The sequence below is a fragment of the Streptosporangium roseum DSM 43021 genome (assembly GCF_000024865.1).
GTDB classification, from domain to species: domain Bacteria; phylum Actinomycetota; class Actinomycetes; order Streptosporangiales; family Streptosporangiaceae; genus Streptosporangium; species Streptosporangium roseum.
In genome coordinates this window covers 7,375,999-7,396,634 of record NC_013595.1, presented here as the reverse complement: position 1 = coordinate 7,396,634, position 20,636 = coordinate 7,375,999, and the positions used below count along the sequence as shown (strand labels likewise).

Genomic DNA, 20,636 nt, shown 5'->3' with positions numbered 1-20,636 from the left:
CGACGTTGGCACGTCGCGCCGACAATTCCGCGCAACGTGCTCGGCGTGTCCCGAAAGTGGTGCCGGAATCGATGCCGCGCGGTGACTTGACGAACATTTGGATCAGCCGGGGGCTGCGCCAGGTTCATCAATGGGAGGAACTGTACCCGGAAACATGATCGCTCCGTGCCGCGCCACTGCATCGGATGCCTGCCTACATCGGTTTCTGACGGACGAAGCACTCGAAACCGGCAGAACCCGATCGTCATCATGACTTGAAACTGTCTGGGCGTTGTTGGTAGTGATCTCATTGAATAACCGGTGATTTCGTACCGAGAACCCCAGCTAATGGCCTTGGTGAGCAGACCGCGCCCCCGGCATGGCACCCTGGGAGGGTGACTCCCGAGCTTGCCGACTCTCCGTTCCTGCGCGCCTGCCGCCGCCTGCCCGTCTCCCGCACGCCCGTGTGGTTCATGCGCCAGGCCGGTCGCTCGCTGCCCGAATACCGGGCCGTGCGCGGAGAGGTGCCGATGCTCACCGCGTGCGCCACCCCCGAGCTCATCGTGGAGATCACGATGCAGCCGGTCCGCCGCTACGGCGTGGACGCGGCCATCTTCTTCAGCGACATCGTGGTGCCGCTCAAGGCGATCGGGATCGACCTGGACATCAAGCCCGGGGTCGGCCCGGTGGTGGCCGAGCCGATCAGGGACGCCGCCGCGATCGAGACGCTGCGCCCCATCGAGCCCGGCGACGTCTCCTACGTCACCGAGGCCGTGCGGGCGCTGACCGGCGAGCTGGGCCCGACCCCGCTCATCGGCTTCGCGGGCGCGCCGTTCACCCTGGCCTCGTATCTCATCGAGGGCGGCCCCTCCAAGAACCACGACCACACCAAGGCCATGATGTACGGCGAGCCGCGTCTGTGGCACGCCATGATGGAGCGACTGACCGGGATCACCCTCGAATTCCTGCGCATCCAGATCGCCGCCGGGGCCTCGGCCGTCCAGCTCTTCGACTCCTGGGTCGGCGCCGTCGCCCCCGAGGACTACCGCGAGTTCGTCCTCCCCCACACCAGCCGCATCTTCGCCGGCCTGGCCGACCTGGACGTCCCCCGCATCCACTTCGGCGTCGGCACCGGCGAGCTGCTCGCCCTGCTCGGTGAGGCCGGGGCCGACGTGGTCGGCGTCGACTGGCGGGTCCCGCTCGACGAGGCCGCCAGGCGGGTCGGGCCGGGCAAGGCCCTGCAGGGCAACCTGGACCCGGCGACGCTGTTCGCCCCCTGGGAGGTCGTCGAGCGCCGCGCGGCCGACATCCTCGCCCGCGGGGCCAAGGCCGAGGGCCACATCTTCAACCTCGGCCACGGCGTGCCGCCTAGCACCGACCCCGACCAGCTCGCCCGCCTCACGGACTTCGTGCACAGGGCCTCGGCCCGCTGACACCCCCGACGGGAACGCGGCGGGCCTGCGGCCGCTCGGACGGATCCGGGTCCGCCCCCCGTCAGGGTCCGTCCGGGGTCCGGTCCTGCCCGGAGGGCCGTGCCTGTCCGGGTCCCTCGGGGCCCCGATCCCGTCCGGGTCCGCCCGGAGCCTGGTCCTGCCCGGAGGGCCGTGCCTGCCCGGGACCGGCGGGAGCCTGGTCCTGTCCGGAGGGTCGTGCCTGTCCGGGTCCCTCGGGAGCCTGATCCTGCCAGAGACCGTCCAGAGCCTGATCCTGCCCGGAGGGCCGCTCCCGCTCGGGGCCGTCGGAGACCCGCCGGGGACCCTGGCCGCCGGGGCTCCCCGCCGGTCCGCCGAAAGCGGCCGTGAGCGGCTGCGACGGCGCCGACCGGGCGCCGTTCTTCCTGCTGCGGCGGAGCATGAAGGCCACCAGCAGCCAGAGCGGGACGATCACGATCAGCCAGGGGAGCAGAACGCCCAGGACCGTCAGCCCGATCTTGAGGGCCGTGACGAAGCCCTTCCAGCCGGCCCGCAGGCCGCCGAGGAAACCGGACGGCTCGTCCTCCTCCTCGGGGATCACCGTCGCCGGGCCCACCAGGTTCAGCGTCAGCGTCGCCAGGCTCGTCTGCGAGGCGAGCGTCTTCTGCCTGGCCTGGAGCGCCTCCAGATCGGACTCGCGGCCGGAGATCTCCCGCTCGACGTCCAGCACCTCGCCGATCGTGTCGGCCTTCTTCAGCAGCGCGCGCAGCGAGTCGAGCGCCGACCTCGCCGACCTCAGCCGGCTCTCCACGTCAGCCACCTGCTCGGTGACGTCCTCGGTGTTCTGCTGGAGTGACTCGCGCGTGCCGAGCTCCCTGCCCAGGCGCTCCAGCACGCCGGGATAGCCCCCGGGCGGGATCTTGAAGACCAGCATCGCGGAGCCCTCGCCGCCGGAGTAGGCGTCCGACTTCTCCATGGCCAGATGGCCGCCGGCGGCTGTGACGATCTGCCGTGCCCGGTCGGCCGCCCCGGTGACGTTCTTGGCCCGGACCGTCATCTCCGCCGTGTAGATGATCGCCCGATCCTGCGGGACCACCTTCACCTGTTCGGTCTGCGTCTTCGGCGCCCTGGGCCGCGCGGGGCTCTCGCCCGCGCCGGACTCCCCGTCCGAGTCCTTCGTCTGCCTGCCGGCCGCCGGAGCGGGGGCGGAGTCGGAGGTCGAAAATCCGCCAGTGCCTCCGCAGGCGGACACCAACAACGCCAAACCCACCAGCGGGACCGCGAGGCGCCGGCTGTACCGGAATCTGCTCATGTCCTTAATGACGGGCTGTCCACCGGCGGAGTTTGGCGGGGGGAGTCACGATGACGTCACGTTCTCCATGCCCGCGGGCCACGGGGTGGCGGGTCACGCGGGCGCCCATGGGGGGCGGTACGGTCAGGAGTCATGGAAGGCAACCGGTGCCATGTGGTGGTCGTCGGCGGCGGGATCGCGGGGCTGGCCGCCGCGTGGTACCTGCGACAGGGCGGCGAAGGTGTCCGGGTGACCGTGCTAGACGGCGCCCGGCGGGTCGGCGGCAAGCTTCTGGCCACCGAGGTCGCGGGGGTCTCGGCGGACGCCGGGGCCGAGGCGATGCTCGCGCGGCGGCCCGAGGGCAAGGAACTGGCCCGGATGGTCGGCCTGGGCGAGGAGTTACGGCATCCCGGCACCACCCAGGCGGCCATCCTGTCCCGGGGCGCGCTGCGGCCCATGCCCAAGGGACACGTCATGGGCGTCCCGTCCGACCTGGCCTCGCTGGCCAGGTCCGGCATCCTCAGCCCCGGCGGCCTCGCCCGCGTGCCCCTGGACCAGATCCTGCCCGCCACGCTCGTCGGCACCGACGTGTCGGTGGCCGCCTACATCCGCGCCCGGATGGGCGGCGAGGTGGTCGAGCGCCTGATCGAGCCGCTGCTCGGCGGCGTCTACGCCGGCAAGGCCGACAGGCTCTCGCTGGACGCCACGATGCCGAGGATCGCCATCGCGGCCCGTTCCGAGCGGTCGCTGCTCGCCGCCACCCGGGAGATCGCCGCCGAGGCGCCCAAGGACGCCGGGCCCGTCTTCACCACCCTGCGGCGCGGGATGGGCAGCCTGCCCGAGGCCGTGGCCGCGGCCTCCGGCGCGGAGATCAGGACCGGCGTCATGGTCCGGGAGATGCGCCGGACCGAGAGCGGCTGGCAGCTGGTGGCCGGGCCGGTGCCCGAGCCCGAGGTCATCGAGGCCGACGCGGTGATCGTCGCCACCCCGGGGCCGTCGGCGAGCCGCCTGCTCGCCGGTGAGGCGCCTCTGGCCGCCGCGGAGCTGGCCAGGATCGACTACGCCAGCATGGCCATCGTCACCCTCGCCTACCCGCGGGAGGCGTTCCCCCGGCCGCCGGACGGCAGCGGCTACCTCGTGCCGCCCGTCGACGGGCGCCCGATCAAGGCCGCCACGTTCAGCTCGGTCAAGTGGCCGCACCTGGCCGAGGCCGACCCCAACCTGATCCTGCTGCGGTGCTCGATCGGCCGCCTCGGGGAGGAGGCGGTGCTCCAGCGCGACGACGCCGAGCTGGTCGCGCTGGCGATGGCCGAGATGGTCGAGGTCATGGGGGTGCGCGGGCTGCCGCGCGACTCCCGGGTGACCCGATGGGGCGGCTCCCTGCCGCAGTACGACGTGGGTCACCTCGACCGGGTCGCCCGCATCCGCGCCGCCGTCGCGGCCCAGCCGGGTCTGGCCCTGTGCGGCGCCGCCTACGACGGCGTCGGCATCCCGGCCTGCGTCTCCACCGCCCGCACCGCGGCGGCCCGGATTCTGGACCACCTGGACCCCACGGGAGAATGGCAGAAGAGAGCCGATTCGCTGACGAGCTGACGGCGTCGACGGAACTGACGAAGAGGTGAGGACGACGGACGGGAACCCGCGGCCCAAGGCACGCGACCTGAACCAGGTGATCCGCTACACGATGTGGTCGGTCTTCAAGCTGACCGAGCGCTGCCCGGGCAACCGTGAGGGCATGGCCGACGAGGTCGATGACCTGCTGGCCCAGATGGCGGAGAAGGACGTGGTCACCCGAGGCCTCTACGACGTGACCGGGTTCCGCGCCGACGCCGACTTCATGTTCTGGTGGCACGCGCCGAGCGCCGAGGACCTGCAGGAGACCTACGCCCGTTTCCGCCGCACCGACCTCGGGCTGCTGACCGAGCCGGTCTGGTCGGCGATGGCGCTGCACCGCCCGGCGGAGTTCAACAAGTCGCACATCCCGGCCTTCCTGGCCGAGGAGGAGGCGCGCCGTTACGTCAGCGTCTACCCGTTCGTCCGCTCCCTGGAGTGGTACCTCCTGGACGACGCCGAGCGCCGCCGGATGCTTGCCGAGCATGGCAAGATGGCCCGTGACTACCCGGACGTCCGGGCCAACACCGTCGCCTGTTTCTCCCTGAACGACTACGAGTGGATGCTGGCCTTCGAGGCCGACGACCTGCACCGCATCGTCGACCTGATGCGCACCCTGCGCGCCGCCGAGGCCCGGCGGCACACCCGGGAGGAGACCCCCTTCTTCACGGGGATCCGCAAACCGGTCAGCGAGCTGATCGCCGCCCTGCCGTAGTCAGGGCGCGGCAGGCCGTACGGCCCCGGCCCGCCGCCGTGGACCGGGTGTCCCGGAGCCGGTTGGCGCGCCGTCGCCCCGGGTACGCCTGGTGTCCCTGGGGCGTGTGGTGCCCCGGGGACGGCGACGTCCAGATGAATTCCGCGAAACGTCCGATATCATCCCGTGGTTTGTCATACTCAGGGAAAATCACCTGTCTATGTGAGGCCAAGGGTGACAAGGGGCGAAGACCTGGCACGGTCCACGGGGCGCGCGGACGCGCGCCGCAAGAGGAAGATCCGGTCACGGGTTCTCGAGGTCTCGGTGGGGGTGACCGCGCTGGCGGTCGCGGGGCTGGCGCTGGGCGGGTCCCTGCTGCGGCCGGGCCCGCAGTCCCAGGCGCAGTCGCGGGAGGCGGCGGGGGCGGCCCTGGCGGCGCCGCCGGACGCCGCCGCCGGTGGAGGTCCCGTGATGGCCGCCCGGCCCGACGCGAAGAAGCGGGCGGCGGACGAGGCCAAGGCCGCCGGGCTGTCCAAGCACAGCGACAAGAAGGCGTTCGCCTACTTCGAGGGTCACAAGGCGACCAAGCGCGTCAAGGACATCCGCATAGTCGGCGGCTATCTACGGATATATACGGACCTTCCCGAGTCGGCGGGCAACTCGAAGCAGGCGCTCAAGCTGTGCGAGACGGGCGTGAACTACCTCGTCGGAGAGCTCGGCGTGTCCAGCCCGGTGGTCTTCGTCCAGGCGAAGTTCGGGGAGAACGGCAACCCCGTGCTCGCCAACATCCTCGGGCCCGACGACTCCGACTGCCGCGTCACCCATCCCGAGCCCGGCGGATAGCGCGGGCGGCGGGGCGTTCCGCCCGATCAGGTCACCCGGACCCGGGTCTTGCCGCAGACCTTGCAGCGCTGGGTGACCACCCGGCCGATGATCTCTATGACCTCCCACTTGTGCCGGATGTGCACGGCGGCTCCTCGAGGAAGATCACGTTACGGATGTGTCCGTATACTCTGCGTGATTTCGCTCTACCCCGCCTTTGCCCGCCCTCACCGTCCGGGATGCCAAATGTGGCGTGTCCGGGCCGGTGGGCGCGGAGGGTGTGACCGGCTCCGCCGGGCCCCGCTCCGGAGGCCCGGCGGAGCCGGTGATCAGTCGGTGGGCTCCAGTCTGAGCGAGACGGAGTTGATGCAGTAGCGGTCGTCGGTGGGCGTCGCGTAGCCCTCGCCGTGGAAGACGTGGCCGAGGTGGGAGTCGCAGGCCGCGCAGCGGACCTCGACGCGGGTCATGCCGAGCGAGCGGTCCTCGATCAGGGTCACCGCCTCCGACTCCGACGGCTCGTAGAAGCTCGGCCAGCCGCAGTGGCTCTCGAACTTGGTGTCCGACCGGAACAGCTCGGCCCCGCAGGCCCGGCAGCTGTAGACGCCTTCGGTCTTGGTGTCGACGTATTCTCCGGTGAAGGGGCGCTCGGTGCCCGCCTGGCGGAGAACGTGAAACTCCTCGGGAGAGAGCTGGACGCGCCATTCGGCGTCGCTCTTGACCACCTTGTCCATCCCATCAGCCTATGCGGTCGCGGTGCGCCTCCAGCGGAGGCGGGCGACGGCCCGGGGCCTACCGGATGTCCGAAAAAATCATTATGGGTGAAGCATCCATTAATGTCCGGTTTGGCGTCTTTATCACCATGGGGGGTTTTTCGCCTTCCTGATTAAGGGTGAGATCATCTGTCGGGCCGCCCAACGATCAACTGGGCGGTCGGATGCCGCCGGCCGGGTGGCGCGCCAGCGCCCGGAACCGGAGAGCGAGACGGGTGGTCATGTGGTCCGTCCCGTCGAGAGCCCGGTCCCGCCGCCGTGGCGGCTCCGGGACGGACCCGCCTTTCATGGAGTAGCGTTCGAGGCATGGCGTCGCCGTACATCGAACTCACGGTCGGGGACAGGGTCGTCAAGGTCACCAACCCCGACAAGGTCTACTTTCCGGAGATCGGGGCGACGAAGCGCGACCTGGTCGAGTATTACGTGAGCGTGGGTGAGGGGGCGCTGCGCGCGCTGTACGACCGCCCCACCTATCTCAAGCGCCACCCCGACGGGGTCGAGACCGAGGGCATCTACCAGAAGCGCATGCCCCCCAGGCATCCCGAGTGGCTCCAGACGGTCACGGTCCGCTTTCCCAGCGGGCGCACCGCCGACGCGCTCCGGGTGACCGAGGTCGCGGCCATCGCCTACTGCGCGAACCTGGGGACCGTCGACTTCCACCCCTGGCCGGTCCGCTCCTGCGACGTGGACCACCCCGACGAGCTGCGCATCGACATCGACCCGCAGCCCGGCACGGGCTTCGAGGAGGCGCGCCGGGTGGCCTTCGCGGTCAACGAGATCCTCGGGGAGCTCGGCATGACCGGCTTCCCCAAGACCTCCGGCAGCCGGGGCATCCACGTCAGCCTGCGGATCGAGCCGCGCTGGGACTTCACCCAGGTCCGTCACGCCGCCATCGCCTTCGCCCGGGAGGTGGAGAGCCGGGTGCCCGACCTGGCCACCACCGCGTGGTGGAAGGAGGAGCGGGGGGAGCGGGTCTTCATCGACTACAACCAGAACGCCCGCGACCGGACCGTGGCCGCCGCCTACTCGGTCCGGGCCAAGCCGCACGCCCCGGTCTCGACCCCGCTCACGTGGGAGGAGCTGGTGGACGCCGACCCGCGCGACTTCGACATCCGTACGGTCCCGGCCCGGTTCGCCAAGCTGGGTGACGTGCACGCCGCGATCGACGACCGGGCCTTCTCGATCGAGCCCCTTCTGGAGTGGTTCGAGCGCGACGACCGGGGCGACATGCCCTATCCGCCCAACTACCCGAAGATGCCCGGCGAGCCGAAGCGGGTGCAGCCCAGCAAGGCGCGTGACGATTCCCGGTGAGTGACCGGGGTCGCCTCGGCCGCCTCGCCTGACGCCAGGGCCGCCGGCCGGCCGCCCCTCCCCGGCCGCTCCCGCCTCCCCGTACGGCCGCCGCCGCGGGCGGCGGCCGTACGGGGTCAGGGGTCGCGGGGCAGGCCCAGGGCGCGTTCGGCGATGATGTTGAGCTGGACCTCGGTGGTGCCGCCGCCGATGGTGAAGGCCCGGGTGGTGAGGATCATCCGGTTCCAGTACGGCGAGGCGGGGGCGAGCGACCAGCAGAACTCCGAGACGGCCTGGGAGTGGCGCATGCCGAGGAGTTTGCGGACGCTTGAGGCGGTCCCGGAGTCTCCTCCGGAGAGCTGCGAGAGGGTGACGCGCAGGCCGAGGGCGGACAGGGCCTGGCCGGAGGCCCACAGGCGGCCGGACTCCTCCAGAGCGGCAGGGCGCAGCGCGCCGGGGCCGCCGAGCTCGCCGATCAGCCTGACCATGTCGGTGTGCCGGGAGCCGGGGCCCCAGGTGTCGCCGAGGGCGACGCGCTCGTGGGAGAGGGTGTCGCGGGCGACCCGCCAGCCCTGGCCGACCTGGCCGACGACCAGTTCGTCGGGGACGAAGACGTCGTCGAGGAAGACCTCGTTGAAGACCTCCTCGCCGTTGATCTCCTTCAGCGGGCGGACGGTCACGCCGGGGGAGGACATCTCGACCAGGAAGTAGGTGATGCCCTCGTGCTTGGGGGCGTCGGAGTCGGTCCTGGCCAGGCAGATGGCCCACTGGGCCCACTGGGCGAGGGAGGTCCAGATCTTCTGGCCGCTCAGCGACCAGCCGCCCTCGACCCGGAGGGCCTTGGTGGTCAGGGAGGCGAGGTCGGACCCGGCGCCGGGCTCGCTGAAGAGCTGGCACCACATGATCTCGCCGGTGAGGGTCCTGGGCAGGAAGCGCTCCTGCTGCTGCGGGGTGCCGTAGCGGACGATCGAGGGAACGGCCCAGGCGGCGATACCGAGGTTGGGGCGCTTGAGATCGCGGAACTCCTGGTGGATGACGACCTGCTCCAGCGGTGAGGCGGCGCGGCCCCAGGGCCTGGGCAGATGCGGCATGATCCAGCCCTCGTCGGCGAGCCGGACGAGCCTGTCCAGCGGTTCCGCCCCGGCCAGCGACGCCACCGAGGCCCTGATCCCCTCCCGGAGGGCCCCGGCCTCCTCGGGCAGGTCGGGCTCCATCCGCCGCCGGACCCCGCCGGCGGCCAGCCCGGCCACCCGTTCGGCCCACTCGCCGGGGTCGCCGCTCAGCGCCCGCAGGGACAGCGCCCTGCGGTAGTAGAGGTGGGCGTCGTGCTCGTAGGTGTAGCCGATGCCGCCCAGGACCTGGATCGCGTCGGCCGCGCACCGCACGGCGGCGTCCGCGGCGAGCACCCCGGCGGTGCCGGCCGCCAGCGCCGCCTCGTCCGGGGGGCCGTCGCCGTCGAGCGCGCGGGCGGCGTCCCAGACCGCGGCGCGGGCGTGTTCGAGGGCGACGAGCATGGCGGCGCACTTGTGCTTGACGCCCTGGAACTGGCCGATCGGCCGTCCGAACTGCTCGCGGACCCTGGCGTGCCCGGCGGCGGCGGCCACCGCCCAGGCCGCCACCCCGCAGGCCTCGGCGCCGAGCAGGACGGCCGCCAGGTCCGCCACGAGGCCGGAGGTCACCCCGCCCAGCACGCGGTCGTCCGGTACGGCGCGCGCCGTCACGGCCGTCAGCCGGCGTGACAGGTCGATGCCGTCGACGGCCTCGGCCGCGCAGTCGGCCCGGTCGAGGGCGGCCCACCGGCCGTCGGGGAGCGGCAGGACGAAGAGGTCGGCGCCGGGGGAGCCGAGCGCGGTCGCGGCCGGGCCCGCCGCGGCCGCGCGCGTCCCGCCGGGCAGGGCGACGGCGGCGGTCAGGGTGCCGCCGGCCAGGCCGGCGAGCAGGTCGTGCACCGGGAGGGACGCGTCCCGGGCGGGCGGGACGCGCGCAGCCGGGGTATCCAGGGCCGGGACGTCCACGGGCCGTGCGTCCAGGGCCGGGACGTCCACGGGCGGGGCGTCCACGGGCGGGGCGGGGGCCGGTGGGAGGGGGTGTGCCGCGGTGGCGCGGGCGATGACGGCGGAGGCCAGGACGGTGGGCAGGTGGGAGCCGGGCGTGCAGTGCTCGCCGAGTGCCTCGAGGGCGACCGCCAGCTCCTGCAGGCCGCCGCCCTGCCCGCCGTACCGCTCGGGCAGGTGGAGGCCGAGCAGTCCCTGCGCGGCCAGGGCGGCGCGGAAGGGTTCGTGGTCCATGCCCCGCGCCGTGATGTTCCGCCCGGCGAAGCCGTGGACGGAGGCGGCCAGCGCCCGATGCTCCTCGGTGATCGCGATTCCCATGCCCCGACTCTAGAACCATATTCGGTTTCCGGTAAGGGGCCGTCCGCGGCCGGCGCCGTCCGCCCCGGGGCCTTCCGGAGCTCTCAGGTCTGGATGATCGCGGCCTTCTCCCGGGTGTACTCCAGCACGGCGTCGTGCCCGTAGCCGGAGTCCTTGACGCCGCCGAACGGCAGGCCGGGCGGCATCTGGCGGAAGGTGTTCACCCAGACCGTGCCGCTCTGCAGGTCGCGGACGAACCGGTGGGCGCGGCCCAGGTCGCGGGTCCACACGCCCGCCGCCAGCCCGTAGGAGGAGTCGTTGGAGACGGCCAGGGCCTCGTCGTCGGTGTCGAACGGGATGGCCACGGCCACCGGGCCGAAGATCTCCTCCTGGCAGACGCGCAGGGCGTTGTCCGAGGTGGCGAACAGCGTGGGCGCCACCCAGTAGCCATCGGGCATGGACGGGACGACGTCGGCCCCGGTCTGGCCGCCGAACACCAGCTCGGCCCCCTCCTTCTCGGCGATGTCGAGGTAGGAGGTGACCCGTTCGTACTGCCCCTCCGACACGATCGGGCCCATCGTGGTGGCCATGTCGAGGGGGTCGGCCAGCCTGACGCGCGCCGCGATCGAGGTGATCCGCTCGATCATCTCGTCCCAGACCGACCGGTGGATCAGGATGCGGGACCCGGCCACGCAGACCTGCCCGGCGTTCCCGGTGTAGATCGAGTTCACCGTCACGCCCTGGGCGGCGGCGTCCAGGTCGGCGTCGGGGAAGACGATGTTCGGCGACTTGCCGCCGAGCTCGAACGTCAGCGGCTTGAGGTGGTCGGCCGAGGCCCGGGTGATGGCCTGGCCCGTCTGGGTGGAGCCGGTGAGGCTGATCTTGTTGACCCCGCGGTGCCGGACCAGCGGGTCCCCGACGTCCTCGCCGAGGCCGCTGACGATGTTGAGCACGCCGGGCGGGAGCACCCCGGCCAGCAGCTCGCCCAGCCGCAGCACCGAGGCGCAGGCCTGCTCGGCCGGCTTGACGATCACGGTGTTGCCCGCCGCCAGCGCGTAGGCCGCCTTGGCGGAGAAGGTCGAGATGGGGGAGTTCCACGGGATGATGCACAGCGCCACGCCGTACGGCTCGCGCCGGGTGAGGCCCAGGCTGCCGGGGCCGAGGATCACCGTCTCGCCCTTGACCGCGTCGAGCACCTGGCCGGCGGCGATCTGCCACAGGTGGGTCATGCCGGGCAGGTCCTTCTTCAGCGTGTCCCGCAGGATGCGGCCGTTGTCGGTGGTCTCGATCCTGGCCAGCTCCTCGGCGTGCGCGGCGAAGACCCCGGCCACCTCGCGCAGGAAGTGCGCCCGGCCCAGCGCGGGCAGGGCCGACCACTTCGGGAACGCCTCGCGTGCCGCCGCCACGGCGGCCTCGGCGTCGGCCCTGCCCGAGGCCGGGACGCGGGCCCAGACCTCGCCGGTGGCCGGGTTGACCGAGTCCAGCGTGCGGCCGTCGGCCGCGGCCACCAGCCGCCCGCCGATCAGGTTGCGGTACTCGTTCACTGCTCACTCCCGCGTCAGCCGTACAGAAACGTGACCAAGCGTACGCTTGCTTGATCGTGCGGGAAAGCCGGAATTCGTGATCGGCGGTTGTGTCGGGGCGGCGGCACCGATCCGATCAGGTCTCGGTCTCGGGGAGGCCGGATGCCGGTGACGCGTCCGCCGCGTGCCGGCGGCCCCGGCCGTCTTCTTCGACGGCGAGACCGGGGAGATCCGCGGCCGCGTGGCCCGCTACGCGACGGACCGGGCTCCGAGGGAGGGGCGGTGGCCGGGCTAGCGGCGCCGGCCGAGGGCGAAGGTCGCGTTCACGCCCACGATGCCGAGCCAGAGGATCAGGATCAGGACGATCCCGCCGTCGGTGGAGGCGGCGATGCCCGCCGTCGCCGGCACGCCGAAGACGAGAGAGACGATGGACAGCGCCAGCCGCTGGCCGGCGTCCACCGACGGGCGGACCGCCGGGGTGTCCTTGCGGGAGCGGGCGGCGATCCGGTCGTCCACCCGCCGGTCGATCTCCTGGTCCATCTTCTCAAGGAAGCCCTCGACCAGGGAGTCTTCGTACTCGGGGCCGAGCTCGCGACGGGCCGCGACGGCGGCCCTGAGCTCGTCGTCGGAAGAGGATGATCGCACCATAGTCGAGATATATCGCTTCTATGCGTCCGTGTCTACGCGAATGCCACGCTAACCGGTCAGGATGTCGTCCAGGTCGTAGGAGACCGGCCGTTCGAGCTGCTCGTAGGTGCACGACTCGGGAGTGCGGTCGGGGCGCCAGCGGCGGAACTGGGCGGTGTGCCGGAAACGGCGCCCCTCCATGTGGTCGTAGGCGACCTCCACCACCAGCTCCGACCGCAGGGGCACGAACGACAGGTCCTTGGTGGCGCTCCACTTGGAGATCGCGCCGGGCAGCGAGGCGGCGCTCCAGGGATGGTCGCCGTCCCGGCTCACGTACGGGGCGAGCTCCTCGACCAGCTCGGCCCGGCGCTTCATCGTGAAGGACGCCGCGACGCCGACGTGGTGGAGCACGCCCTCGGCGTCGTGGAGCCCCAGGAGCAGGGACCCGACCACCGGGCCCGACTTGTGCTCCCGGTATCCGGCCACCACCACGTCGGCCGTCCGCTCGTGCTTGACCTTGGACATGACCCTCTTGTCCGGCTGGTACGGCAGGCCGCCCGGCTTGACCACGATGCCGTCCAGCCCCGCGCCCTCGAAGGCGGCGAACCACTCGGCGGCCCGCTCCTCGGACGTGGTGATCGGCGTCAGCCGCACCGCGTGCCCCGCGCCGCCGAAGATCGACTCCAGCCTCGTGCGACGGGCCGCGAACGGGACGTCCAGCAGGGACTCCTCACCCAGGGCCAGCAGGTCGAAGGCGACGAACGACGCCGGGGTCTGCCCGGCCAGCAGCCGCACCCGGGAGGCGGCCGGATGGATGCGCTGCTGCAGGGCCTCGAAGTCGAGCGTCTGGCCGTCGCGGACGACGATCTCCCCGTCGACCACCACCCGGTCGGGCAGCTCCGCCCGCACCGCCTCGACCAGCTCGGGGAAGTAGCGCGTGAACGGCCGCTCGTTGCGGCTGCCGAGATAGACCTCGTCCCCGTCGCGGAACACCACGCACCGGAAGCCGTCCCACTTGGGCTCGTAGAACAGGGTGCCGTCCTGCGGCGGCAGGCTCCTGACCGCCTTGGCCAGCATCGGCGCGAGCGGCGGCGCGATCGGCAGCCTCATCCCGCCACCCCGGCCGGCCATCCGGCGCGGCGCCCGGCCGCGAACTCACCCTGCTCGTCCACTACGGCTCCGAACATGTGTCGTCGTGCTCGACGGTGAACTCACCCCACCGGTTCACCGGGACTTTCGAATATAACGGGTGAAGAGGAAACCTTCCTCTTCCAGGACGTGGGCCAGGCGGAGACGGGTGAGCGAGGCCGGGCCGTCGAGGATCCGGGCGGCGTCCCCGCCGATCAGCATCGGGCTCAGCGTGAGGCAGAGCTCGTCGACCAGCCCGGCCGCGGCGAGCTGGGCGTTGATCTTCGGCCCGCCCTCGCACAGCACCCGGCCCAGGCCGCGCTCGCCGAGCTCCTTGACCGCCGCCGCCAGGTCCACCCGGTCCCGTCCCGCCACGATCACGTCGGCGTGCCCGGCGGCCTCCTCGCGCCGCTCCGCGGGCGCGGCCTCGCAGGTGATGACGATCGTCCGGGCGTACGGCTCGGCCTCGGCGAACAGCGGTCCCGTCAGGTCCAGGTCGAGCCGCCGGGTCACCACGGCCACCGGCGGGGCGGCCGGGCGGCCCTCGCGCAGCGGGCGCCACGACTCCCTCGGCCGGGCCGGGCCGTACCCCTCGGTCCGCACGGTCGCCGCTCCCACCACGACGACGTCCGCCAGCCCGCGCAGCACCCCGAAGATCCGCCGGTCGCCCCCGCCGGACAGGCCGCCGGACAGCCCCTCCAACCAGGTCCCGCCGTCGGCGCTGGCCACCATGTTGACCCGGACGCACGGGCCGTCCGGGTAGGCGTAGGCCTGGGCGAGGTCGACGTCGCCGACGGCGGCGGGATGGATGAGGCGCATCCTCCTACCTTGGCACAGTGGCGGATTACGGAGCCCGTCAGCACGGACGATAACGGATTCGACGCTCCTAGTGACTTCGGTTGACTCTCGTTACATGATTCGTTCTGGCGGATCTGGGAGGTTTTGTGGGGCTGGTCGCGATCGTGACCTGGTTGATCACCGCGATGGTCGGGATCTACCTGTTGTACCTGTGGCTGTCCGGCGGGGGGCTGCGCCAGCAGCGGACGAAGGTCACCCGCTTCCCCGCGGTGCTCGTCTTCGCCCATCCGGGCCTGGCGGTCTCCGCGCTGGGCTGCTGGGTCGTCTACGTGCTCACCGGCGAACGCGCCTTCGCGTGGGTGTCGTTCGGGGTGCTCGCGGCCTCCGCGCTGCTGGGCTTCACCATGTTCACCCGCTGGCTGGGCGGCGGCCGCCACGCGCGCGGCGCCGAGCAGCGCTTCCCCGTCCTCGCCGTCCTGCTGCACGGCGTCGCCGGGGTGACCACGTTCGTCCTGGTGCTGCTCACCGCCGCGATCGCGGCCGGACCCTAGGTCCTGGGGCAGCGGAGGATCTGCATGGAACGCGAGGTCACCGGGACCACGGCCTCCGGCGGCCAGAACCCCTCGGGGGGCCGTCCGTCCTTCGGCCCGTCGTCGGCGGTGTCCAGCACGGTCCGCCACTCCGCCCCGTACTTCGCGTCGGGGACGGTGAAGTCCATGTCCTCGTGATGGCCGTTGATCAGCAGCAGGAACGAGTCGTCCAGGATCGGCTCGCCGCGCGGGCCCGGCTCGGTGATGGCGTCGCCGTTGAGGAAGACGGTCAGCGACTTGGCGTAGCCGGTGTGCCAGTCGGAGGCCGACATCTCCTCACCCGCGGGGGTGAGCCAGACGATGTCGCGGGTGCCGTCGTCGGCCTTGCGCCCGTGGAAGAACCTGCGCCGCTGGAAGACCGGGTGCGCGCGGCGCAGCCCGGACAGGCTCCTGACGAAGTCCAGCAGGTCCTTCTCGTCCGCGACCAGTGACCAGTCGACCCAGGAGATCTCGTTGTCCTGGCAGTAGGCGTTGTTGTTGCCGCCCTGGGTCCGGCCGAACTCGTCGCCCGCCAGGAGCATCGGCACACCCTGGGAGATGAACAGGGTGGCCAGGTAGTTGCGGCGCTGGCGGCGGCGCAGACGCGTGATCTCCGGATCCTCCACCGGACCCTCGGCGCCGCAGTTCCACGACCGGTTGTCGTCGGTGCCGTCGCGGTTGTTCTCCCCGTTGGCCTCGTTGTGCTTGCGGTTGTAGGAGACCAGGTCGGACAGCGTGAACCCGTCGTGGCAGGTGACGAAGTTGATGGAAGCCACCGGGCGGCGGCCGGAGGTGGCGTAGAGGTCGGCGGACCCGGTCAGCCGGGAGGCGAACTCGGGCAGCGCGGACCCGTTCCCGCGCCAGAAGTCGCGCACGCTGTCGCGGTACTTCCCGTTCCACTCCGTCCACAGGGGCGGGAAGTTGCCGACCTGGTAGCCGCCGGGGCCCACGTCCCACGGTTCGGCGATCAGCTTCACCTGGGAGATCACCGGGTCCTGCTGGATCAGGTCGAAGAACGCGCTCAGCCGGTCGACGTCGTGCAGCTCGCGGGCGAGGGCGGCGGCCAGGTCGAAGCGGAACCCGTCGACGTGCATCTCCATGACCCAGTAGCGCAGCGAGTCCATGATGAGCTGCAGCGCGTGCGGGGAGCGGACGTTGAGGGAGTTGCCGCAGCCGGTGTAGTCGAGGTAGTAGCGCCGGTCCCCGTCGTGCAGCCGGTAGTAGGCCGTGTTGTCGATGCCCCGGAAGCCCAGCGTGGGCCCCATGTGGTCGCCCTCGGCGGTGTGGTTGTAGACCACGTCGAGGATGACCTCGATCCCGGCCTCGTGCAGCGCCCGCACCATCGCCTTGAACTCGAGCACCTGCTCGCCGCGCTGTCCCGAGCTGGAGTAGGCGTTGTGCGGGGCCAGGTAGCCGATCGTGTTGTAGCCCCAGTAGTTCGTCAGCCCCCGGGCGACCATCGCGTGCTCGGGCACGAACTGGTGCACCGGCATCAGCTCGACCGCCGTGACGCCCAGGCTCAGCAGGTGCTCGATGACCGCCGGATGGCCCAGCGCCGCGTAGGTGCCGCGCTGCTCCTCGGGCACCGCCGGGTGGCGCATCGTGAGCCCGCGCACGTGCGCCTCGTAGATGACGGTCTGGTGGTACGGCGTGCGGGGCAGCCGGTCGTCGCCCCACTCGAAGAACGGGTTGACCACCACGTTCTTCGGCATGAAGGGCGCGCTGTCCTCGTCGTTGCGCTCGGCCGGATCGGTGAACGCGTACGAGAACAGGGCCTCGTCCCAGGCCAGGTCGCCCTCGACGGCCTTGGCATAGGGGTCCAGGAGGAGCTTGGAAGGGTTGCACCGGTGCCCGTGGGAGGGCTCGTAGGGGCCGTGGACGCGGTAGCCGTAGCGCTGCCCCGGTGTAATCCCGGGGAAGTAACCGTGCCAGACGAACCCGTCCACCTCGGGCAGGTCGATGCGTTCCTCGCTGCCGTCATCTCCGAAAAGGCACAGCTCGACCCGCTCGGCCACCTCGGAGAACACCGAAAAGTTGGTGCCCACGCCATCCCAGGTGCCACCGAGTGGATACGGCTCTCCAGGCCAGACTTCGCGCATGTGGCCCTATTCTCCTCCAGTTAGGCCCTCGTGTGCAGGGTGTTGCCGTTCTTGTCACCCTTGTACGGCGGGGGAACGCGGACGGCCAGACCCGCCGGGGCCGCATCGCCGTGCATCGGGGGAGCTCACGAGGTGCTCGGATCTTCTCCGGCTGCTTGTCCTTCGATCGGATCGTGACCTGACCATATGGGGCGGCCCTCAGCCAGGTGGCCGCGACCGGGGCACGACGTCGTCGGGTGCTCCGGTCACCAGATGGTGTGCCCAGCAGGGCGGGGATGCCTGAGTGTACGTGTCCCCGGACAGTGGGCGGGCCCTCCGGCGGCAAGGCCAGGACCTGCGCTTTCATCGGTGCGGGCCGGGCGGAGGGGCAGGGCGGGGTCCGGGCCGGGGGACCGGTGCGGGAAGCCGGAGGCCGGGGGCGGAGCCTCGGAGAGGGCCGGAGAGCCGGGGAAGGGCGGAGGGCCCGAAAAGAGGGGCGGGAGGGCCTGGGGCGGCTCGGGCGGGGCCTGGAAACGGGCCGGAGCCGCCCGTGGCCGCGCGTGTCCCGGCCGGGGCACGCGCGGCCACGGGGCGGCGCGGATCAGCTCAGCAGTTCGGCGTTGAGGCTGATCGTCGTGCCGGCGAGGGCCTTGCTCACCGGGCAGTTGGCCTTGGCCGTCTCGGCCGCCTTCTGGAACTCCTCGGCCGACAGGCCCGGCACCTGGGCGCGGACCGAGATGACGATCCCGGTGATGCCCTCGCCCGGCTGGAAGGTCACGTCGGCCTTGGTCTCCACCGTCTGCGGCGGGGTGCCTGCCTGTGCCAGCCCGTGGGACAGGGCCATCGAGAAGCAGGAGGAGTGCGCGGCCGCGATGAGCTCCTCGGGCGAGGTCTTGCCGTTGGCCTGCTCGGCTCGCGAGGGCCAGGACACGTCGAACGTGCCCACCCCGGAGGAGTCGAGCGAGACGGTGCCCGAACCGTTGAGCAGCGCACCCTTCCACTGAGTCGTCGCGGTACGTGTCGTCGCCATGGCGATGTCCTTTCGATCACGAAGCGTTAACCATGCACGACCCTACTCGCCGAGATCACCGTGATCGTCCGCGGAGCACCGGTTGTCCCCCGCCCGCCGAGGTCATGGCCTCGGCCCCGGCAATCGTGCCCTGCCGCCGGTTGCGGTTCCGAGGTCCGTCGCCGGCCGGTCCGACATGCAGGATCTCGGTCGTCTGCGCGGGTGAACTTCTGTCGCCACAGGCGCATCCAACCCGGATGTGAAAAGAATTCAGCAGGCACTCGCTCTTTTGGCGTCGTCCCTCGTGTCGGCCGGGACACTGATCGTGTCGCCCGCCCACGCGGTCGCGACCGGCCACGCCGGCTGCCCCACCCCCACCAAGGCAGAGGCCGAACGGTCCGAGGCGGCCAGATCCGACCAGCCGCCGAGGGGCGCCACCGCCATCGACGGGCTCCTCGTCAACCACATTCCGAAGGGTTTCTCCCTGGGCCAGGTCGTCGTCGACAAACACGACGGCATGAGCGAGTACGGCTATCAGTGGACGGACACCCGTGACGAGGTGGATCGGAAGCACAGAGCCCTGTGGGTGCGAGTGGTCTGCTGGCCGGACGCCCGCAAGCTCTCAGGGCTGAGAGACGCCCCGTTCCACCTCGGCACGTTCTCGGGTGATCCGAAGACCGCGAAGATCGGCGGTCGCGAGGTGCTCACCCAGGAAGGTGACGGCGCGCTTGGCCACGGGCGGTACGTCGGCTGGGTCGAGCGAAAGGGGACCGTGGTCACCGTGATGGCCGGCCGGCCGCTCGTCCCCGAACTCAACAAGATCATCAAGGGGATTCGGCTGCCCTGAGCCGGGCGGTCCACGGGCCCGGCGGTAAGGGGGGCGGCAGCGAAACTGCCGGGCCGCCACGGCCGTGGCGGCCCGCCACCGGAGGTGTCAGGGACGGGTCAGACGATGGCCCGCTCGATGAGGGCGTCCAGGTCCAGGCGCGGAGGAAGGGTGCCGAAGGCGCGCCCCGCCTCGCCGGCCAGGCGCGAGGCGCAGAAGGCGTCGGCGACGGCCGGGGGCGCCAGCCGTACGAGCAGGGAGGCCTGCAGGACCAGGGCCATGTCCTCGGCGACGCGGCGGGCGCGCGCCTCGATGTCGGTCAGGTCGCCGAGGGACTTGCGCAGGCGGTCGGCGGCGTCGTCCAGGTGCCGGTCGGCCCCGGCGGCGAGCGAGACCTCCGCGAAGAAGGCCTCCAGCGCCTCGGGCTCCCGTCCCAGAGCGCGCAGCACGTCCAGGGCCGCCACGTTCCCCGACCCCTCCCAGATGCCGTTGAGCGGCGACTCCCGGAACAGCCGGGGCATCTGCGACTCCTCGACGTAACCGTTGCCGCCCAGGCACTCCAGGGCCTCGGCCGCGTGGACCGGGCCGCGCTTGCACACCCAGTACTTGCCGACGGCCAGCGCGGTACGGCGCAGCGCGCTCTCGGCCCGGTCCCCGGCGATGGCCCGGTCGGTGGCCCCGGCCAGCCGTGTCATCAGGGTGGTCGCCGCCTCCGACTCCAGGGCCAGGTCGGCCAGGACGTTGCGCATCAGCGGCTGGTCGATCAGCTTCCTGCCGAACGCGCCGCGGTGCGCGGCGTGGTGGACGGCCCGCGTCACGCCGTACCGCATGCCGGCCGCCGAGCCGATCACGCAGTCCAGCCGGGTCATGTTGACCATCTCCAGGATGGTCCGCACGCCCCTGCCCTCCTCACCGACCAGCCAGGCGACCGCGCCGTGGTACTCCACCTCGGCGCTGGCGTTGGACCGGTTGCCTAGCTTGTCCTTCAGCCGCATCAGATGCACGGCGTTGCGGGTGCCGTCGGGCAGGACCCGGGGGAGCAGGAAGCACGACAGCCCGCCGGGAGCCTGGGCGAGGACCAGGAACACGTCGCACATCGGGGCGGAGTTGAACCACTTGTGCCCGGTCAGGGCGTAGCTGCCGTCGCTCAGGGGCTCGGCGCGGGTGGTGCCGGCGCGGACGTCGGAGCCGCCCTGCTTCTCGGTCATGGCCATCCCGGCGAGCACCCCGCGCTTGCCGAGCGGCGGGCGCAGCCCGAAGTCGTAGCTGCGGGAGGCCAGTGCGGGCTCCCAGTCGGCGGCGAGGGCGGGGCTGTGGCGCAGCGCGGCGACCGAGGCGTAGGTCATGGAGATCGGGCAGCCGTGCCCGGCCTCGACCTGGCTCCAGACGTAGAACTTGGCCGCGCGGGCCATGTGCGCGCCCGGCCGGGCGCTGGACCAGGGGGTGGCGTGCAGGCCGTTCTCGACCGCCACGGTCATCAGCTCGTGCCAGGCGGGGTGGAACTCGACCTCGTCGATCCGGTGGCCGTACCGGTCATGGGTGCGCAGGACCGGCGGATGCTCGTTGGCCAGCCGTCCCCACTCCCCGGCCTGATCCGACCCGGCGAGCGTGCCGAGGCGGTGCAGCTCCCCGGTGGCCCAGCCGGCGTCCTCGCGGGCCAGGCCCGCCAGCAGCGCGGCGTCGGCGGACACGTCGTGACCGGTGAGCGGGGGAGCCTGGTTGAAGACGTCGTGGGTCACGTGCGGCCTCCGGTGAACTCGTCTGGACCCGTCGCCGGGCGCTGTCCCCCATCTCAGCATTCCCCCGCGGGCCTCGCGCATCCGGGTGGAGTCCGGAGGTCCGCGTCCGGGCGGGCGGC

The 20,636-nt window shown here is 71.9% G+C and carries 17 protein-coding genes; 7 read left to right on the top strand and 10 right to left on the bottom strand.

Features of this window, described 5'->3' with window-relative positions; all coding sequences use genetic code 11:
- Positions 1-374: 374 nt before the first annotated feature.
- Positions 375-1,412: a uroporphyrinogen decarboxylase gene (gene hemE, locus SROS_RS32455; RefSeq protein ID WP_012893161.1), complete on the top strand. Its 1,038-nt coding sequence runs from the start codon at positions 375-377 to the stop codon at positions 1,410-1,412.
- A 61-nt stretch (positions 1,413-1,473) separates the two neighbouring features.
- Here hemE and SROS_RS32450 read toward each other — a convergent pair whose 3' ends face one another.
- Positions 1,474-2,703, bottom strand: coding sequence for a DUF4349 domain-containing protein (locus SROS_RS32450; RefSeq protein WP_012893160.1), 1,230 nt, complete (start codon positions 2,701-2,703; stop codon positions 1,474-1,476).
- 132 nt (positions 2,704-2,835) lie between these two features.
- Here SROS_RS32450 and hemG point away from each other — a divergent pair, with 132 nt between their 5' ends.
- From hemG to SROS_RS32435, 3 genes are all read left to right on the top strand, one after another.
- On the top strand, positions 2,836-4,275 hold the full coding sequence (hemG, locus tag SROS_RS32445; RefSeq protein WP_012893159.1) for a protoporphyrinogen oxidase: 1,440 nt from the start codon (positions 2,836-2,838) through the stop codon (positions 4,273-4,275).
- A 25-nt stretch (positions 4,276-4,300) separates the two neighbouring features.
- Positions 4,301-5,008 (top strand): hydrogen peroxide-dependent heme synthase, encoded by a 708-nt coding sequence (hemQ, locus tag SROS_RS32440; RefSeq protein WP_012893158.1) that lies wholly within the window; start codon positions 4,301-4,303, stop codon positions 5,006-5,008.
- A gap of 213 nt (positions 5,009-5,221) precedes the next feature.
- Entirely contained in the window at positions 5,222-5,830 is a 609-nt protein-coding gene (locus SROS_RS32435) for a hypothetical protein (RefSeq protein ID WP_148269275.1), read from the top strand.
- 308 nt (positions 5,831-6,138) lie between these two features.
- Here SROS_RS32435 and msrB read toward each other — a convergent pair whose 3' ends face one another.
- A complete protein-coding gene (msrB, locus tag SROS_RS32430) occupies positions 6,139-6,540 on the bottom strand; it encodes a peptide-methionine (R)-S-oxide reductase MsrB (RefSeq protein WP_012893155.1) in 402 nt (133 codons plus the stop codon).
- Positions 6,541-6,885: 345 nt separating this feature from the next.
- On the opposite strand from msrB, the gene ligD reads away from it, so the two are divergent.
- Positions 6,886-7,890, top strand: a complete 1,005-nt coding sequence (ligD, locus tag SROS_RS32425) for a non-homologous end-joining DNA ligase (protein ID WP_012893154.1) — start codon at positions 6,886-6,888, stop codon at positions 7,888-7,890.
- 116 nt (positions 7,891-8,006) lie between these two features.
- Here ligD and SROS_RS32420 read toward each other — a convergent pair whose 3' ends face one another.
- From SROS_RS32420 to SROS_RS32400, 5 genes are all read right to left on the bottom strand, one after another.
- Entirely contained in the window at positions 8,007-10,241 is a 2,235-nt protein-coding gene (locus SROS_RS32420; RefSeq protein ID WP_012893153.1) for an acyl-CoA dehydrogenase family protein, read from the bottom strand.
- 83 nt (positions 10,242-10,324) lie between these two features.
- A complete protein-coding gene (locus SROS_RS32415; protein ID WP_012893152.1) occupies positions 10,325-11,764 on the bottom strand; it encodes an aldehyde dehydrogenase family protein in 1,440 nt (479 codons plus the stop codon).
- A 270-nt stretch (positions 11,765-12,034) separates the two neighbouring features.
- Positions 12,035-12,391 (bottom strand): hypothetical protein, encoded by a 357-nt coding sequence (locus tag SROS_RS32410; RefSeq protein ID WP_012893151.1) that lies wholly within the window; start codon positions 12,389-12,391, stop codon positions 12,035-12,037.
- A 48-nt stretch (positions 12,392-12,439) separates the two neighbouring features.
- Positions 12,440-13,480, bottom strand: a complete 1,041-nt coding sequence (locus tag SROS_RS32405; RefSeq protein WP_012893150.1) for an ATP-dependent DNA ligase — start codon at positions 13,478-13,480, stop codon at positions 12,440-12,442.
- Positions 13,481-13,594: 114 nt separating this feature from the next.
- A complete protein-coding gene (locus SROS_RS32400) occupies positions 13,595-14,317 on the bottom strand; it encodes a pyrimidine reductase family protein (protein WP_012893149.1) in 723 nt (240 codons plus the stop codon).
- A gap of 125 nt (positions 14,318-14,442) precedes the next feature.
- Here SROS_RS32400 and SROS_RS32395 point away from each other — a divergent pair, with 125 nt between their 5' ends.
- Positions 14,443-14,847, top strand: a complete 405-nt coding sequence (locus SROS_RS32395; protein ID WP_012893148.1) for a hypothetical protein — start codon at positions 14,443-14,445, stop codon at positions 14,845-14,847.
- Here the strand turns inward: SROS_RS32395 and glgX are convergent.
- Positions 14,844-16,964 carry a glycogen debranching protein GlgX gene (gene glgX, locus SROS_RS32390; RefSeq protein WP_012893147.1) on the bottom strand — a complete coding sequence of 707 codons (2,121 nt, stop codon included), beginning with the start codon at positions 16,962-16,964 and terminating at the stop codon, positions 14,844-14,846. The two genes, SROS_RS32395 and glgX, sit on opposite strands and share 4 nt — an antisense overlap.
- 580 nt (positions 16,965-17,544) lie before the next feature.
- Positions 17,545-17,973, bottom strand: a complete 429-nt coding sequence (locus SROS_RS32385) for an OsmC family protein (protein ID WP_012893145.1) — start codon at positions 17,971-17,973, stop codon at positions 17,545-17,547.
- Positions 17,974-18,256: 283 nt separating this feature from the next.
- Here SROS_RS32385 and SROS_RS32380 point away from each other — a divergent pair, with 283 nt between their 5' ends.
- Entirely contained in the window at positions 18,257-18,799 is a 543-nt protein-coding gene (locus SROS_RS32380; RefSeq protein WP_245564353.1) for a hypothetical protein, read from the top strand.
- 98 nt (positions 18,800-18,897) lie between these two features.
- Here the strand turns inward: SROS_RS32380 and SROS_RS32375 are convergent, their stop codons facing one another.
- Complete coding sequence (locus SROS_RS32375; protein ID WP_012893143.1) at positions 18,898-20,517, bottom strand: isovaleryl-CoA dehydrogenase; 1,620 nt, start codon at positions 20,515-20,517, stop codon at positions 18,898-18,900.
- Positions 20,518-20,636: the final 119 nt, after the last annotated feature.